Genomic DNA, 15771 nt, shown 5'->3' on the forward strand with positions numbered 1-15771 from the left:
AGTATGCCATGAATCATTTCCCTTGAGGGATGGTGTAACGCCGCTATACTGGGCGGATAACAGTCCCACTTTTCGGGCGCAAACCCGATTCTCGTATTTTTACAGGCAAAAATCACACTCATGCGACTTGATAAATTTATCGCTCAGCAACTCGGCGTCAGCCGCGCTATTGCCGGGCGTGAGATCCGTGCTAACCGCGTTACCGTCGACGGTGAAATCGTCAGAAATAGCGCTTTTAAGCTGCTGCCAGAACATGACGTCGAATATGACGGCAATTCCCTGGTTCAACAAAATGGCCCGCGCTATTTTATGCTGAATAAGCCGCAGGGCTATGTTTGTTCAACGGATGATCCGGATCACCCGACGGTTCTTTATTTCCTCGATGAACCCGTCGCATACAAATTACATGCGGCAGGCCGTCTGGATATCGACACCACCGGACTGGTGCTGATGACCGATGACGGACAGTGGTCGCATCGCATCACTTCGCCACGTCACCATTGTGAGAAAACCTATCTGGTGACGCTGGAATCGCCGGTGGCGGATGATACCGCCGAGCAGTTTGCCCGTGGCGTACAACTGCATAACGAAAAAGACCTGACAAAGCCGGCCGTGCTGGAAGTCATTACGCCAACTCAGGTGCGATTGACCATCAGCGAAGGGCGCTATCATCAGGTGAAACGCATGTTTGCCGCCGTGGGGAACCACGTTGTTGCACTGCACCGTGAACGGATCGGCGCCATTAAGCTTGATGATGACCTTGAGCCTGGCGAATACCGTCCATTAACTGAAGAAGAAATTGCCAGCGTTAACTTAACCCCGCGTTAATCTCAGGAGCTAAATGTGACCACCCGGCAGAACTCGTCAATGGCCATTGTCTTTATCCTTGGCTTGTTAGCCATGCTGATGCCGTTGTCGATTGATATGTATCTTCCGGCGCTGCCTGTTATCTCTGAACAGTTTGGTGTGCCTGCCGGTAGCGCGCAGATGACCCTCAGTACCTATATTTTAGGTTTTGCGGTGGGGCAGTTGCTGTATGGTCCAATGGCAGACAGCATTGGGCGTAAGCCGGTAATACTGGGCGGAACGCTGGTGTTTGCGGCGGCGGCAGTTGCCTGTGCGCTGGCGCAAACTATCGATCAACTGATCATAATGCGTTTCTTCCATGGTCTGGCGGCTGCGGCGGCGAGCGTGGTTATCAACGCCCTGATGCGCGATATCTATCCGAAGGAAGAGTTCTCGCGCATGATGTCATTCGTCATGTTGGTCACCACGATAGCGCCATTGCTGGCGCCCATTGTGGGCGGCTGGGTGCTGGTATGGCTGAGCTGGCACTATATCTTTTGGATCCTCGCCGTGGCGGCTATTCTGGCTTCAGTGATGATCTTTACGCTGATCAAAGAAACATTGCCCGTAGAGCGTCGCCAGCCGTTTCGCTTGCGCACTACTCTTGGCAACTTTGCCTCGTTGTTTCGTCATAAGCGCGTACTGAGCTATATGCTGGCCAGCGGGTTCAGCTTTGCCGGAATGTTTTCTTTCCTTAGCGCCGGGCCTTTTGTCTACATCGAGATTAACCATGTTTCACCGCAGCATTTCGGTTACTACTTCGCGCTGAATATTGTTTTCCTGTTCGTGATGACCATCATCAACAGCCGCTTTGTTCGCCGGGTTGGGGCATTGAATATGTTCCGTGCGGGGCTGTGGATCCAGTTTGTGATGGCGGGCTGGATGGTTTTCAGTGCGCTGTTCGGGGTAGGTTTTTGGGCGCTGGTGGTGGGCGTGGCGGCATTTGTCGGCTGCGTGTCGATGGTGTCATCTAACGCGATGGCGGTCATCCTGGATGAATTCCCGCACATGGCGGGAACGGCATCATCTTTGGCGGGGACGTTCAGATTTGGCATTGGCGCTATTGTTGGGGCACTGTTGTCTCTGGCGACCTTTAACTCGGCCTGGCCGATGATTTGGTCGATAGCGTTTTGCGCCACCAGCTCTATTCTCTTCTATCTCTACGCCAGTCGCGCTAAAAAACGGTGATCTAATACACAACCTGGAGGTCATAAGGCCTCCAGAGTTGATGTATATCAACCGCAAATCTATCAATTCTCCTGCTTATGTTTATTTTATGTAAAATCAATTTATGTAAAAAGTCACATCATTGTAGTTAAAAAGGTTGAGTTAGATCGCAGAAACGAGTACATATAGCCCGGAAATTTGCCAGAACCATTGAATAAATTTAAATACCTGGTTCGGAAAGCAGCATATGGACATGGGTGTAAACGTTTACCAACTGTTTAAAGACGTTTTGTCAATGATGTGTTAATATTGATGTAAAATAATTGTGAAGTGATTGTGCTTCCAGGGAAAGAAAGTGATGACATTACAACTCTCAATCGTTCATCGTCTGCCGCAGTGCTATCGTTGGTCGGTGGGTTTCGCAGGTTCGAAAGTTGAACCGATTCCGCAAAACGGCCAGAGCAATGAGAACAGCCTGGTGGCGCTCAAATTGCTCAGCCCGGATGGTGATAGCGCGTGGTCAGTCATGCATAAACTCAGCCAGGCCCTCAGTGACATTGAGGTTCCTTGTTCCGTTCTGGAATGCGAAGGGGAGCCGTGCCTGTTTGTGAATCGTCAGGATGAGTTTGCTGCGACCTGCAGACTGAAAAATTTCGGCGTGGCAATCGCAGAACCTTTTTCAAATAACAATCCGTTTTGAGCGTCAGCTTAGCGCGAGCAGCTGACGCGTATAGGCCTGTTGTGGCGCGTTAAATACGTGCTCGCATTGCCCCTGTTCCACAACTTCTCCCTGCCTTAGCACAATAACCTGATGGCACAACGCGCGTACGACATGCAAATCATGGCTGATAAAAATATAGGCCAGACGATGCTTTTCCTGTAAGGACTTTAACAACATCAGGATTTGCGCCTGTACGGTCCTGTCGAGTGAGGATGTCGGTTCATCCAGAATGATCAGCGAAGGTTTTAGAATCAACGCCCGGGCAATGGCTATGCGTTGACGTTGACCACCGGAAAACTCTGCGGGATAACGATGTCGCGTTTCGCTATCCAGCCCCACTTCCGTCATGACCGCTTTCACCTGCGCTTCACGTTGTTCGGCAGTAAGTGTCGGTTGATGAACGCGTAGTCCCTCCTCAATAATTTGTAGCACGCTTAAGCGTGGGTTTAGCGAGGAGTTAGGATCCTGAAATACCACCTGAATGCGGTGACGTACGGGTAACAGCTGGCGACGATTTAAGGTATGCAACGCCTGGCCATCGAACACAATACTCCCCTGCGATGTGATTAGCCTCAGTAGCGCCAGCCCGGTGGTGCTTTTCCCGGAACCTGACTCACCGACCAGCCCCAGCGTTTCACCGGGCCGCAGGGAAAAACTGACGTCGTTGACCACAACGTTATGGTCTACTACGCGCTTCAGAATGCCTTTGCGGACAGGGAAGGCGACGCGGAGTTTTTCCACTTCCAGCAAGGGAGCTTGCCCTACAGGTAAGGGGACCGGGTCACCGGAAGGTTCGCTGTTTAACAATTTCTGCGTATACGGATGCGAGGGCGCAGAGAGCAGTTGTGCGGCACGATTTTGCTCAACGCACAGGCCGTTTTGCATGACCGCCACGGTATCGGCCAGCTTTTTCACAATGCTGAGGTTATGGGTGATGAACAGTAATCCCATATTCAGCTCTCGCTGTAACTCCCGTAACAATTGCAGGATCTGCGCCTGGACGGAGACATCCAGCGCGGTGGTGGGTTCATCGGCAATCAGCAGTTCTGGCCGCGTTAGCAGCGCCATGGCGATCATCACACGTTGGCGCTCACCGCCGGACAACTGGTGCGGGTAATCTGCGAGACGTTTGGCCGCCTGACGGATCCCGACGCGGTCCAGACAGGTCAGAATCTCTGCCCGGGCGGCCTCGCGACGCATTCCCCGATGCAGCGACAGCACCTCGTAAAGCTGTTTTTCCAGGTTGTGAAGCGGGTTCAGTGACACCATCGGCTCCTGGAAAATCATGGCGATTTTGTTCCCTCGTACGCCGCGAAGCGTCTGCTCGTCGGCGTGAAGCAATGATTCATCATGGAAACGAATATCACCGGCAAGATAGACCGCAGGAGGGGACGGTAATAAGCGCAGAATAGAAAGCGCGGTCACACTTTTCCCTGAGCCAGATTCGCCCACCAGCGCCAGCGTTTGCCCGGCATCAACCCGCAATGAGAGAGTGTTGACCACGGTGCGCACGCTCTCCTGGTGGCGAAAACCTACCGATAAATTCTCAATAGCTAACAGAGGTTGTGTCATTTTAAATCGCCTTATTGGGATCAAACGCGTCGCGTACCGCTTCACCAATAAAGATCAGTAGCGATAAAAGCAGGGCAACGGAGATGAACGCAGTGATCCCAAGCCACGGCGCCTGCAGGTTATTTTTACCTTGTAACAGGAGTTCTCCCAACGATGGCGAGCCAAGCGGTAAGCCGAATCCGAGGAAATCCAGCGAGGTCAGGGTGGTTATCGAGGCGCATAATATAAACGGTAAAAAAGTCAGAGCGGCGACCATCGCGTTGGGTAGCATATGACGCAGAATAATACTGCGATCGCTCACGCCGAGCGCCTGCGCGGCACGAATGTAATCAAAGTTCCGGGTACGTAAAAATTCCGCACGCACCACGCCAACCAGACTCATCCAGCCAAACAGCACGGTAATGCCCAGCAGCCACCAGAAGTTGGGCTGGACCACGCTCGACAACAGAATGATCAGAAACAGCGTTGGCATACCAGACCAAACCTCAATGAATCGCTGCCCCCACAGGTCCACCTTGCCGCCATAATAGCCCTGAATAGCGCCAGCCATGATGCCCATCACGCTGGAACACAGGGTCAGCATTAAACCAAACAGGACCGAGATACGCGTGCCGTAGAGGATACGCGCCAGTACGTCGCCGCCGTTGGCGTCCGTCCCCAGCCAGTTTTGCGCAGAAGGTGGGGAAGGGAAGGGCTTATCGGTGGCAAAGTTAATGCTGGTGGCCCCAAAGCGTACCGGCGCCCACAGGATCCAGCCCTGCTTCTCCAGGCGCTGCTGTAGCCAGGGATCCTGATAATCAGCTTTGGTCGCCAGCGGTCCGCCAAAGTCGCTTTCACTGTAGTTTTTGAACAGAGGGAAATACCAACTGCTGTCATAGCGCACCAGCAGCGGCTTATCGTTGGCAATCAGTTCGGAACACAGGCTAAGGCCAAACAACACCAGAAAAATCCACAGCGACCAGTAGCCGCGGCGGTTATGACGAAAACGCGTCCAGCGGGCCTGATTGACGGGGCTTAATCGCGACATTAGCGTCCCTCAAAATCAATACGGGGATCGACCAGCGTATAGCTGATATCACTGAGAATATTCAGCAGCAGTCCGATCAGGGTGAAGATATAGAGCGTGCCAAACATCACCGGGTAGTCGCGTGATACGGTGGATTCATACCCCAGTAACCCCAGTCCGTTAAGCGAGAACATGACTTCAATCAGCAGCGAGCCGGTAAAAAACATGCTGATAAACGTTGCCGGGAAACCTGCTATCACCAGTAACATCGCGTTGCGAAACACATGTTTCCATAGAATATTTTTCTCGCTTACCCCTTTGGCGCGCGCGGTGACGACATACTGTTTGCGGACTTCATCCAGAAATGAGTTTTTAGTCAGCATGGTCAGCGCGGCAAACCCGCCAACCACCGTCGCCAGCACCGGCAGGGTAATATGCCACAGGTAGTCGGTTATTTTTTGATACCAGGGCAGAGAGTCAAAGTTGGCGGAAACCAGCCCGCGCAGCGGGAACAGATCGTAGTAGCTTCCCCCGGCAAAAAAGACGATCAGCAAAATCGCAAACAGAAAGGCCGGGATGGCATAGCCAATAATAATGAATGCGCTGCTCCACACATCAAATCGGCTGCCATTGTGCACCGCTTTACGGATACCTAGCGGGATCGACACCAGATAAATGATGAGCGTACTCCACAGCCCCAGCGTGACGGAAACGGGCAGGCTGTCTTTGATAAGCGTCAGCACCGAAGCGCTACGAAACAGGCTGTCGCCGAAATCGAAACGAATGTAGTCCCAGAGCATTTTGAAGTAACGCTCATGAATAGGTTTATCGAACCCGTAGCGGCGGGTGATTTCTGCAATCACTTCCGGATCCAGACCGCGGCCTCCGCGATAATTGCTGTCGCTGATGTTACCCACGCCGGTTTGCGCGTGGCTGGCGCGAACGCCTTCGCTGCCCGCGCCGGGTAAGGCGCCACTTTGCCCGAACTCAATAGCGGCGACGGCCTGCTCAACGGGACCGCCGGGGGCAATTTGCACGATAAAAAAGTTGATGGTGATGATGGCCCAGAGCGTCGGGATCACCAGCAGCAGACGTCGAATCAGATAAGCGCCCATTTACTCTCCCTGTCGTCTGGCTGCGGGTAGCTTCGCCGCTTTGTTGACGTCATACCACCAGTTGTCGAGGCCGATGGTGTAAATTGGGCGAATAGCAGGATGTGAAAATTTGTCCCACCAGGCGATACGATCCTCGGCCATGTACCACATCGGCAACATGTAGTAGTTCCAGGTTAATACCCTGTCCAGCGCCCGTCCCAGCGGGATCAGTTTGGCTTTATCACCTTGCGCCGCGATGATTTGATTGATCAATTTATCAATCACCGGGCTTTGCACGCCGGGCGCATTGTAGCTGGAGTCAATGTATTCAGAAGCCCACAGAATTTGCAGGTCCGAACTCGGCCACGGCATCGCGCGATACAACCTCGGCATCATGTCATAGTCGCGACTGCGCAGGCGGTTCGTGATTTGCGAATTATCAACCTGGCGGATGTTCATGGTGATGCCTAAGCGCTGCAGGTTGTGCTGGAACGGCAGTACCCACTGGCTGTTACTGCCCGCCGGGAGCAACAGTTCGAAGCTCAGGGGTTTACCGCTGGCGCTGTTCACGCGCTGCTGTCCCTTTAGTATCCAGCCAGCCTGTTCCAGTATTGTATTGGCTTTCAATAAGTTATCACGATCGTAGCCATCACCTGTTGATTTTGGCGGCTGATAAATTTGGCTGAAGACCTCAGGGGGTAGATCTTTTTTCAATGGCGCGAGTATCACCAGTTCATCCGCATCGGGGTAATTTTTTGCGGCATACTCGGTATTCTGAAAATAGCTGTTTGTCCGGCTCCAGGCGTTATAGAACAGGGCTTTATTCATCCATTCAAAATCAAAGGCCAGCGTGATGGCTTCACGTACGCGTCGATCGCTGAATACCGGACGCTGAATATTAAAGGCCAGCCAACGCGTATCCTGTGCGGATTCGTTTTTCTGCTCATCTTTGATGATGTAATGATTTGCGAAATTTTTGCCGGTATAACGTGTCGCCCAGTTTTTGGCATCGTTCTCCAGACGCAGATCAAACGCACCGGCCTTAAACGCTTCAAAGGCGACGTTGTCATCAAGATAGTAATCGTAGCGGATGGTATCAAAGTTCCAGCGCCCGCGGTTAACGGGCAGGTTCGCGGCCCAATAATCTTTGACACGCGAATAGACAATATACTGGCCCATTTTCCACTGGGTGATACGGTACGGACCGCTGGCAAGCGGTGGGGAAGATAAGGGATCGCTGAGTTTATGATCCTTCCAGTATTTCTCAGGCATCACGGGTAATGAAAACAGGCTGAGCATATCCTCTTTGCCCGGTTTGGCTAATTCAATACGCACGGTTAACGGTGCAATGGCTTTTACCGTTGTGCCTTTGTAGACGAGGCGAAACTGCGGCACGCCTTCAGTCATAAATTTGTGAAAGGTGAAGGCGACATCGCTGGCGGTAATGGGGGAGCCATCGTGAAAACGCGCCCGTGGATTAATGGCGATTTCTACCCAGGAATAGTCGTCAGCATAGCGCGCGCTGTCGGCAATGAGGGGGTAATAGCTGCCAGGCTCGTCGTCAGAGGAGGTAAAAAGCGTATCGTACAGCGTTTCGGTGCGCGCGCCGGGATTGCCACGCATTGCATAGCGGTTGAAGTTATCGAACGTACCAATCGCGGAGAGGGTGATTTGCCCGCCTTTGGGCGCGGCTGGGTTAACGTAATCAAAGTGGTTAAAGTTAAACGCGTACTTCGGTTCGCCCAGTACGGCAAACGCATAGCTTTCTTTGATGGATTGCGCCTGAACGCTAAACCCGATGAGGGCGATAAACAGCAGCAGTAGGCGAGGGATCATATAAAAGCGCTTTCCTTTTCCTGTCACAACCCGACGGGCATCATGCCTGAGAGATAAGGGGTGTGGCGGCGAGTAAGAGTATATGAATCGCAAACTGCGATCACCACGTTGGCTTATTGGGCTGCGCCATCCAACGCACGAAATCAGCAAGCTTTAACGGTCGGCTAATCCAGTATCCCTGGAAAAAATGTACTCCACGATCGCGCAGCCAACGAGCTTGCTCAGGTGTTTCTACCCCTTCAGCAACCGTCAGCATATTAAGACGCTTAGAGAGTGTCAACACGGCGTCCAGAACCGGAGAGGTCAGGGTTTCTGTGCCGATGGCGTTAATAAACCCACGATCGATTTTCAGGTAGTCAACGGTGAAGCGTTCCAGATAGATAAGCGCGCTATGACCAGTGCCGAAATCATCAATAGCAATTTCAAAGCCAACAGAGTGTAGCCATTCAAATAGCTGTGTCGCCTCGTGTTGATTAAGCATATCGCGTTCAGTGATTTCCAGCACTAACTGAAAATGGTTCGCGGGAAGCGAGGCGCGCAGCCGTCGAATGTCATCTTTAAAACTCTCGCCGTGCAGGTGCGTTGGTGCGATGTTAATCCCCAGTTTGGCGCCAGCAGGAAACACTTTTTGCAGCGTCGGGGCGTCCTGCGCTATCAACTTAAAGAGGTGTTGGGTCAGCGGGACAATCATTTTCTGCGATTCTGCGTAATGAATGAAGGCATCCGGTGGGATCTCACCCGTTGATGGATGATGCCAACGTAATAACACCTCAACACCTTTTACCTCCAGCGTTTGCATCTCTACGACGGGCTGGTACACCACATAAAATTGATTATGCTTGATGGCGTGGAGGATATCTTTACCAGGGCGTAACCGGACAGTGAAGATGTAATACCAGAGGAGAACCCCGGTGATAATCCCGGCCATACATCCCAACATAATCGCGTACCAGATGTCGTTGTACGTCCACTCTTGCGCATACAAACGAATCTTCAGCGGTACCTCTTTAAGCGTCGCCTGGCGCCATGGCGTGTCAGGCAGCGCAGAGACGTCCATAATTCGGGATGAAAATGTTGAAATAGCCGTGTCGCCAGCAATAACGGCAATACCATTAAAATTATCCTCGCGGGCGGTATAAAGCAGATAGGGCGCCAGGTTGATATTCAATGAAGAAAATACGCCGCTGTTATGGAACGAGGGATTGCGGTGCCAAATCATTATCGCTGGCTTATCCGGCATCATGGGCGTCCCGGAAAGTATTTCCACATCAACATCTTTGTTGATATTCAGCTTCGGGATCAGCGACAAAATGGGGGCGTTCATTGCACCTGTTGCGGAGGAGCAAAAAGCAATACCGTCTTTTACCAGCAAAAAAGCGCGAACGTTGAGGTTAAAAGCCGCACTGGAGGTAAGTTTTGCAGCGACTTGCTGGCAGTTCTTTTCCAGCAGGGGTTGAAGCGCATCTGTGGTGGTTTTGAGATCTGCAAAGTAACTACTGACATAATTCTGGATATCGGCAAGCAGCGTTTCGTACTTAACCTCTCGCTTATGCCAGGTAACCAAAAATTGCAGGGTACTCACCAGCAATGCGACGATAAGCCCCGTTAACATACAGGAAAGCAGGATTTTCCGACCGGATGAAGAGCTGCGTCTGAACATAGTTCCTTATGTTTACCTGTAGTAACCGCTTATTCTGTATGAATATAACCTGAAATGGTCCATGCTGTGAGATTTTTCTTAGTCGAGAGGCGAAACAAAAAAGCACCGCCGAAGCAGTGCTTTTGATATGTCTCATCAGGATAGCCAAGGGATAGCTGCCAAACGAAATTAACTGCGGCTCAGAACCCGGCGAGCTTCGTTGTAACGTTTTTTCCAGTAAGGCTCGTTCATGCTGGAAATGATAACGCCACTGCTGGTCGAGGCATGAACAAACTGGTTGTTGCCGATATAGATACCGACGTGGCGGCCTGTGGAGCCAGCACGGAACAGAACCAGATCGCCTGTGCGCAGATTAGTACGCGAAACGGATTTACCCGTTTCCTGTTGTTCGTAGGTTGAGCGCGGAAGCTCTAAACCAAACTGCTCACGGAACGTACGCTGTACGAAGCTGGAGCAATCAATACCTTTTTTGGTGCTGCCGCCAAGGCGGTAACGCACGCCTTTCCAGTCAGCATACTGATCCATAATACGTGATTTAACATCGATATTACGGACCATATTTTCAAATTCATCCTGAGAGGCTTGCAGTGAAGAGTTATCTCCATTGCCCACAGCATGCGTCTCAGAATGCATATTCCTGGCGGTGTTCGTGGTACTACATGCGGAAAGCAGAACCGCAACTGCTATCGCGGGTATGCCCCGCAAGATATATCTCAAAATCGGTTGAGATTTGACCATTTTGTTTGTTTTCCCTTGAAGTCCTTAACGATAAATATCGTTATAAAAAATGCCAAACGTGACGAGACTAATTACCATCGCACGATGAGACAATTCCTTAAGGTCAAATCTGTGGCAGAACGCACAAATTTATTCAGAAAGGGAATAATTGTCCCGCGAGGCAAAACGAGTTCGAGGTTACCCGATCGCCCCAGTCATTGCGAGAGATTTTATGTGATTTCTTATAAGAAAAATTGATACAGAAAGTGAATAAACGGCATTGGCTAAATTAAGAACAATTAGCGTAAAAAATATGCAAGTCATTCATTCTAAACATGAATAAGATGACAGGAGAATGACAATCAGAATGATGGAATATCGTTCGTCATCATCAGGGAATCAGAAGTTTCCCTGATGATGTTAATTGTTTTGCGTTATTTGTTTGAAAATTGTTTGTTTTTGCCGGGCAGATAATTCACAAACAGCGTGACCAGACGATCGCTTAATGGCGTCATTAGCCACCAGGGTAAGCCAATCAGCACAACCGTCATGGAGCCGACCACGATATCGGTGAGCCAGTGAGCGCCGATCATTACGCGTGGAAAAGCAAAAACCACAGCGATAATAAGGCCGATTATGCCTGCAACTTTTCCGAAATAACGCAGCATAAATGCGGAAAAAATAAGCAGCATCATGCCGTGATCGCCAGGAAAACTGTCTCTGGAGGCATCTTTGGTGGGAATATGCAGCAGTTCGCTGACGCGATAAATATTATCCAGCATCAGAGTAGGGCTGGCGCGTTTAACCGGAATAAGCGCCTGGCCCAACTGATTTAATACCACTGCGGTGAGCAGCATCACCAGACCAATAGCCACAATACGCCGGCGACCTTCCGCCGTATCCTTCAGCCAAAAGTGCAGCATCAGTGCGCCCATAGCCAACAACGAGCAGCCATCAAATGCCCGGTTATTGGTGATCGCAACAATCCACAGAAACAGCGGGCTTTCAACCAGCTTCTGATTGAAGAAACGGAAGACGCCCGTATCCAGTGAGGACCAGAACCCGTGCCCGGCGGGAATATACCAGGACAGAAACAGCGCTATACCTGCAATATTGAGCAGAAGAATAAGAGGGTATCGGGTTTTCATCGTCGTTTACCATTGCTATAAAACGAAGGCAACCTTACGCGCTATCGTCTAAACGAAGTCTCAACAATGCGCTCTGTAACGTATTCCAGTCGGTGTCGGTATCGGAGATGAGTTCAATACGGCTATCCGGCGGAGCGACGTTTTGCGTCTCAATATGCCAGTCGTCTCCCTGACGGTTAATGCGCACCAGCCCCTCTTTGATACGCATTACACCTTTTACACGCCCTACGGGGGCAAGGCGCGACCATTCCAGCAGGCCGATGGTATCGAACACCGTATCGGCGTCAAAGATCCAGCCGCAGGCCTGATGACCCTGACCGCTGTTCAGGCTGCGACGCCAACGCTGTTGTGCGGGCAAACTTAACGCCGCCAGCCCTTTCTTGTCAGCATGACTATGGGCGTGCTCTGCGCTTGCGGGAAGCTGCGCCAGGTTTAGTCGGGGCAAATCCAGTAATTGACCGGCAATATTTCCATGATCGGCATGAACCAACTGACGATTGCCGCCATAGTGCTGCCACCAGGTTTGCAGGGCGTTTTCGCTTTCCGTTGTGGCGCGGTCGGCTTTGTTGGCGACGATGATATCGGCGGCGGCCAGTTGATCGCGGAAATTGTCATTGGCGACGCTTTTATCATCCAGTAGCTGGCGAGGATCAAGAATACAAAGGGTCGCGCGCAAATCGATCCACGGTTCGTAAACCGGCGCGGTAAGTAAATCCAGAATCTGTTTGGGATGTCCGAGGCCGGTAGGTTCAATGAGCAGTCGGTCGGGTTTTCCCTGACGCAACAACGTATTGAGGCCAACCTGCATTGGCAGACCGTTAACACAGCACATACAGCCGCCGGGGATCTCTTTTAGCAATGCGCCGCTGTCGGCTAACAGGGCGCCATCAATACCTACTTCACCAAACTCATTGACCAGTACGGCCCACTTCTCTGCGGGATCTTTGTTTGCCAATAAATGAAGAATAGAGGTGGTTTTGCCACTGCCGAGAAAACCGGTGATGAGATTGGTTTTAGTCACATTTACTCCAGAATCATAAATTGCCGTAATGGCATTTAACAATCCTGGCGAAAAACGGGGAAAAAGAGAAGGGGTGAGAGGACGAAGACGCGCTTCGTCCTGATTAATGGCAGAAATCGTTAACTTTTTAACGTTTCAATGACAGCCTGATGCGCACCATATTGGGCAATACGCTGCCAGGCGAGCTGAATAGCCGCAACAAACTGCGGATTCTGTACCAGATCGGTGGCGAAAATCTCATGCAGAGAAAGCAGGGCGCTGACGCGTTCTGAGTCTGTACTCTGCTTCACAAGCGCGCTGATTTTCTCGCTCAATGGATCACGAATATCAATGGCCGCACCTGAATCATCCACTCCGCTCACGTAACGCATCCAGCCTGCGACGCCGAGCGCCAGCAGCGGCCACTCGCTGCGCCGTGCTAAATGTACGCGGATCCCTTCCAGCATACGCTGGGGTAATTTTTGGCTACCATCCATCGCGATTTGCCAGGTTTTATGTTTCAACGCCGGGTTGGCAAAGCGTTCCAGCAGGCTAGCGGCATACTGGTCTAAATCAACATCGGTGATTTGCAGGGTAGGCGCCTGTTCGTTGAGCATCAGACGGTAGGCGGCTTCACGAAAAGCGCTGTCCTGCATGCAGTCGCTGATGTGCTGAAACCCGGCCAGATAGCCGAGATACGCGAGAAACGAATGGCTACCGTTCAGCATCCGCAATTTCATTTGTTCCCACGGCAGAACGTTTTCAACCATTTGTACGCTGGCGGTTTCCCACTGCGGACGACCACACACAAAATTGTCTTCAATCACCCACTGAATAAAGGGCTCGCAGCTGATTGCGCAGGGATCGGCCACCCCCAACTCGCGGGCGATTTCAGCCAGTGACTCTTCGGTGGCGGCAGGAACAATCCTGTCCACCATGGTACCCGGGAAGCTGACATGTTCCTGGATCCAGTGGGCCAGCTCAGGTGAGCGTTTCTCCGCCATTCCCAGTACGGCGTTTTTTACCACATGGCCATTATCTGGGATATTATCGCAGGAGAGGACGGTAAAAGGCTGCAGCCCGCGTTCACGTCGGCGGTGCAGCGCTTCAACAATAATGCCGGGTGCGGAATGTGGCTCAGCCGGAGTCTGTAGATCATGAATAATGCGTGGATGAGAAAGATCCAGCGAGCCTGTTGCCGGATCGATGCAGTAGCCTTTTTCCGTAATCGTTAACGAGACAATCGCCACCTGAGGTTCACAGAATTTTTCGATAATGGCCGCCAGCGAATCCAGCGTGGCGTTCAGACATTCTTTGACGGAGCCGATAACAATCGGTTGGTTGCCATTCGCCCCTTTTTCTAACACGGTAAATAAATGATCCTGCTCGCGAAGCTGACTCATTAGCCGATCGCCGCTGAACAGACTTATCTCACAAATTCCCCAGTCCCCACCCTGTGCATTTAGTACCCGGTCGGTCAGTAATGCCTGATGGGCACGGTGAAAAGCACCGAAACCAAAATGCACAATCCGCGTTTTTAATTGTTGGCGATCGTACTGCGGCATCATGACATTTTTCGCGAGCGGCACTGAGGCAATAGTTTTCATTCAATACACCTGATTAACCATTAATTAACAATGGCAGTATAAAGTTATATGACAGCAAATTGAATTGGTGTGCCTCATTTATCCGGGTAATGTGAGCTGGATCAACCAATCATTGCGGATTCGTTGATCCTCGCCCAGATGCCTGTATGGTAGTCGTCATTAAGTGAGTCTAATTTGGTATAACAACTTGTGAGGTGAAACAATGGAACAAACCTGGCGTTGGTACGGACCTAACGATCCAGTATCGCTTGATGATGTGCGTCAGGCTGGCGCAACGGGTGTTGTGACCGCCTTGCACCACATTGCCAACGGTGAAGTCTGGCCGGTAGAAGAGATTAAAAAGCGCCAGGCTATTCTGGCTGAAAAAGGACTGACCTGGTCAGTGGTGGAAAGTATCCCCGTCCACGAAGATATCAAAACGCACTCTGGTCAATATCAAACGTGGATTGCTAACTATCAGCAGAGTATCCGTAATCTGGCGACCTGCGGCATCGATACCGTGTGCTATAACTTCATGCCGATCCTCGACTGGACGCGTACTGATCTCGAGTATCAGTTGCCGGACGGCTCCAAAGCGCTGCGTTTTGACCAGATCGCTTTTGCTGCCTTTGAGTTGCATATCCTCAAACGTTCAGGGGCTGAAGCGGATTATACCCCGGAAGAACAACGCCAGGCGCTGGACTATTTCAATGCCATGAGCGAGGCCGATATTGAAAAACTGACGCGCAATATCATCGCAGGTCTGCCCGGTGCCGAAGAGGGGTATACCCTGGATCAGTTCCGTGCGCGCCTTGCTGAATATGACGGCATCAGCAAAGACGACTTGCGCAATAACATGGCGGTATTCCTGCGGGCGATAGTGCCAGTGGCAGAAGAAGTCGGCGTGCGTCTGGCCGTACACCCGGACGATCCGCCGCGTCCGATCCTTGGCCTGCCGCGCATCGTTTCGACCATCGAAGATATGCAGTGGCTGAAAGACACCGTCGACAGCATCAATAACGGTTTCACCATGTGCACCGGCTCCTACGGCGTACGCGCCGATAACGATCTGGTGAAAATGATTGAAACCTTTGGCGATCGTATTCACTTCACGCATCTGCGTTCAACTTGCCGTGAAGATAACCCGAAAACCTTCCACGAAGGTGCGCATTTGCAGGGCGATGTGGATATGGTATCGGTGGTGGCGGCGATTCTGAGCGAAGAGCAGCGTCGTAAAAAGGCGGGCGATCTGCGTCCAATCCCGATGCGCCCCGATCACGGGCACCAGATGCTTGATGATTTGCATAAAAAAACCAACCCGGGCTACTCTGCGATTGGTCGTCTGAAAGGACTGGCGGAAGTCCGTGGCGTTGAGCTGGCGCTGAAACAAACACAGTTCCGCGATCTGCTGTAAGGCG

Annotated in this window: 13 protein-coding genes; 4 read left to right on the forward strand and 9 right to left on the reverse strand. The window is 51.6% G+C overall.

Features of this window, described 5'->3' with window-relative positions; genetic code table 11:
* Window positions 1-120 precede the first annotated feature (120 nt).
* The 3 genes from rsuA (at window position 121) to ICA20_RS08540 (ending at window position 2713) form a co-directional block, all read left to right on the forward strand.
* Window positions 121-828, forward strand: coding sequence for a 16S rRNA pseudouridine(516) synthase RsuA (rsuA, locus tag ICA20_RS08530; protein WP_038642062.1), 708 nt, complete (start codon window positions 121-123; stop codon window positions 826-828).
* A 15-nt stretch (window positions 829-843) separates the two neighbouring features.
* Window positions 844-2034, forward strand: a complete 1191-nt coding sequence (locus ICA20_RS08535; protein WP_038642060.1) for a Bcr/CflA family multidrug efflux MFS transporter — start codon at window positions 844-846, stop codon at window positions 2032-2034.
* 334 nt (window positions 2035-2368) lie between these two features.
* Window positions 2369-2713, forward strand: coding sequence for a YejG family protein (locus ICA20_RS08540; RefSeq protein ID WP_029139605.1), 345 nt, complete (start codon window positions 2369-2371; stop codon window positions 2711-2713).
* A 3-nt stretch (window positions 2714-2716) separates the two neighbouring features.
* On the opposite strand, the gene yejF is transcribed toward ICA20_RS08540, so the two are convergent.
* The 9 genes from yejF to ICA20_RS08585 all read right to left on the reverse strand — a co-directional run bounded on the left by yejF (window position 2717) and on the right by ICA20_RS08585 (window position 14374).
* Entirely contained in the window at window positions 2717-4306 is a 1590-nt protein-coding gene (gene yejF, locus ICA20_RS08545; RefSeq protein WP_038642057.1) for a microcin C ABC transporter ATP-binding protein YejF, read from the reverse strand.
* Between the two features lies 1 nt (window position 4307).
* Window positions 4308-5333 carry an ABC transporter permease gene (locus tag ICA20_RS08550; protein ID WP_038642055.1) on the reverse strand — a complete coding sequence of 342 codons (1026 nt, stop codon included), beginning with the start codon at window positions 5331-5333 and terminating at the stop codon, window positions 4308-4310.
* Window positions 5333-6427 (reverse strand): microcin C ABC transporter permease YejB, encoded by a 1095-nt coding sequence (locus ICA20_RS08555; protein WP_038642053.1) that lies wholly within the window; start codon window positions 6425-6427, stop codon window positions 5333-5335. The genes ICA20_RS08550 and ICA20_RS08555 overlap by 1 nt, the downstream gene beginning before the upstream one ends.
* A complete protein-coding gene (locus ICA20_RS08560) occupies window positions 6428-8242 on the reverse strand; it encodes an extracellular solute-binding protein (protein WP_038642050.1) in 1815 nt (604 codons plus the stop codon).
* 100 nt (window positions 8243-8342) lie between these two features.
* On the reverse strand, window positions 8343-9902 hold the full coding sequence (locus ICA20_RS08565; RefSeq protein ID WP_038642048.1) for a cyclic di-GMP phosphodiesterase: 1560 nt from the start codon (window positions 9900-9902) through the stop codon (window positions 8343-8345).
* Between the two features lie 168 nt (window positions 9903-10070).
* Window positions 10071-10640 (reverse strand): bifunctional murein DD-endopeptidase/murein LD-carboxypeptidase, encoded by a 570-nt coding sequence (mepS, locus tag ICA20_RS08570; protein ID WP_003027474.1) that lies wholly within the window; start codon window positions 10638-10640, stop codon window positions 10071-10073.
* A 413-nt stretch (window positions 10641-11053) separates the two neighbouring features.
* Window positions 11054-11767, reverse strand: coding sequence for a phosphatase PAP2 family protein (locus ICA20_RS08575; RefSeq protein WP_038642046.1), 714 nt, complete (start codon window positions 11765-11767; stop codon window positions 11054-11056).
* Window positions 11768-11801: 34 nt separating this feature from the next.
* Window positions 11802-12788, reverse strand: a complete 987-nt coding sequence (locus ICA20_RS08580) for a GTP-binding protein (protein WP_038642044.1) — start codon at window positions 12786-12788, stop codon at window positions 11802-11804.
* A gap of 119 nt (window positions 12789-12907) precedes the next feature.
* A complete protein-coding gene (locus ICA20_RS08585; protein ID WP_038642042.1) occupies window positions 12908-14374 on the reverse strand; it encodes a mannitol dehydrogenase family protein in 1467 nt (488 codons plus the stop codon).
* A gap of 202 nt (window positions 14375-14576) precedes the next feature.
* Here ICA20_RS08585 and uxuA point away from each other — a divergent pair, with 202 nt between their 5' ends.
* Entirely contained in the window at window positions 14577-15767 is a 1191-nt protein-coding gene (gene uxuA, locus ICA20_RS08590; RefSeq protein ID WP_038642040.1) for a mannonate dehydratase, read from the forward strand.
* Window positions 15768-15771 lie beyond the last annotated feature (4 nt).

This window comes from Citrobacter sp. C5_2 (assembly GCF_014596845.2).
In the GTDB taxonomy this organism is placed as follows: domain Bacteria; phylum Pseudomonadota; class Gammaproteobacteria; order Enterobacterales; family Enterobacteriaceae; genus Citrobacter; species Citrobacter werkmanii.

Coding starts and splice junctions, on each gene's coding strand:
- rsuA (WP_038642062.1), top strand. CDS start 121: ATGCGACTTGATAAATTTATCGCTCAGCAACTCGGCGTCAGCCGCGCT.
- yejF (WP_038642057.1), bottom strand. CDS start 4,306: ATGACACAACCTCTGTTAGCTATTGAGAATTTATCGGTAGGTTTTCGC.
- ICA20_RS08550 (WP_038642055.1), bottom strand. CDS start 5,333: ATGTCGCGATTAAGCCCCGTCAATCAGGCCCGCTGGACGCGTTTTCGT.
- ICA20_RS08555 (WP_038642053.1), bottom strand. CDS start 6,427: ATGGGCGCTTATCTGATTCGACGTCTGCTGCTGGTGATCCCGACGCTC.
- ICA20_RS08560 (WP_038642050.1), bottom strand. CDS start 8,242: ATGATCCCTCGCCTACTGCTGCTGTTTATCGCCCTCATCGGGTTTAGC.
- ICA20_RS08565 (WP_038642048.1), bottom strand. CDS start 9,902: ATGTTCAGACGCAGCTCTTCATCCGGTCGGAAAATCCTGCTTTCCTGT.
- mepS (WP_003027474.1), bottom strand. CDS start 10,640: ATGGTCAAATCTCAACCGATTTTGAGATATATCTTGCGGGGCATACCC.
- ICA20_RS08575 (WP_038642046.1), bottom strand. CDS start 11,767: ATGAAAACCCGATACCCTCTTATTCTTCTGCTCAATATTGCAGGTATA.
- ICA20_RS08585 (WP_038642042.1), bottom strand. CDS start 14,374: ATGAAAACTATTGCCTCAGTGCCGCTCGCGAAAAATGTCATGATGCCG.
- uxuA (WP_038642040.1), top strand. CDS start 14,577: ATGGAACAAACCTGGCGTTGGTACGGACCTAACGATCCAGTATCGCTT.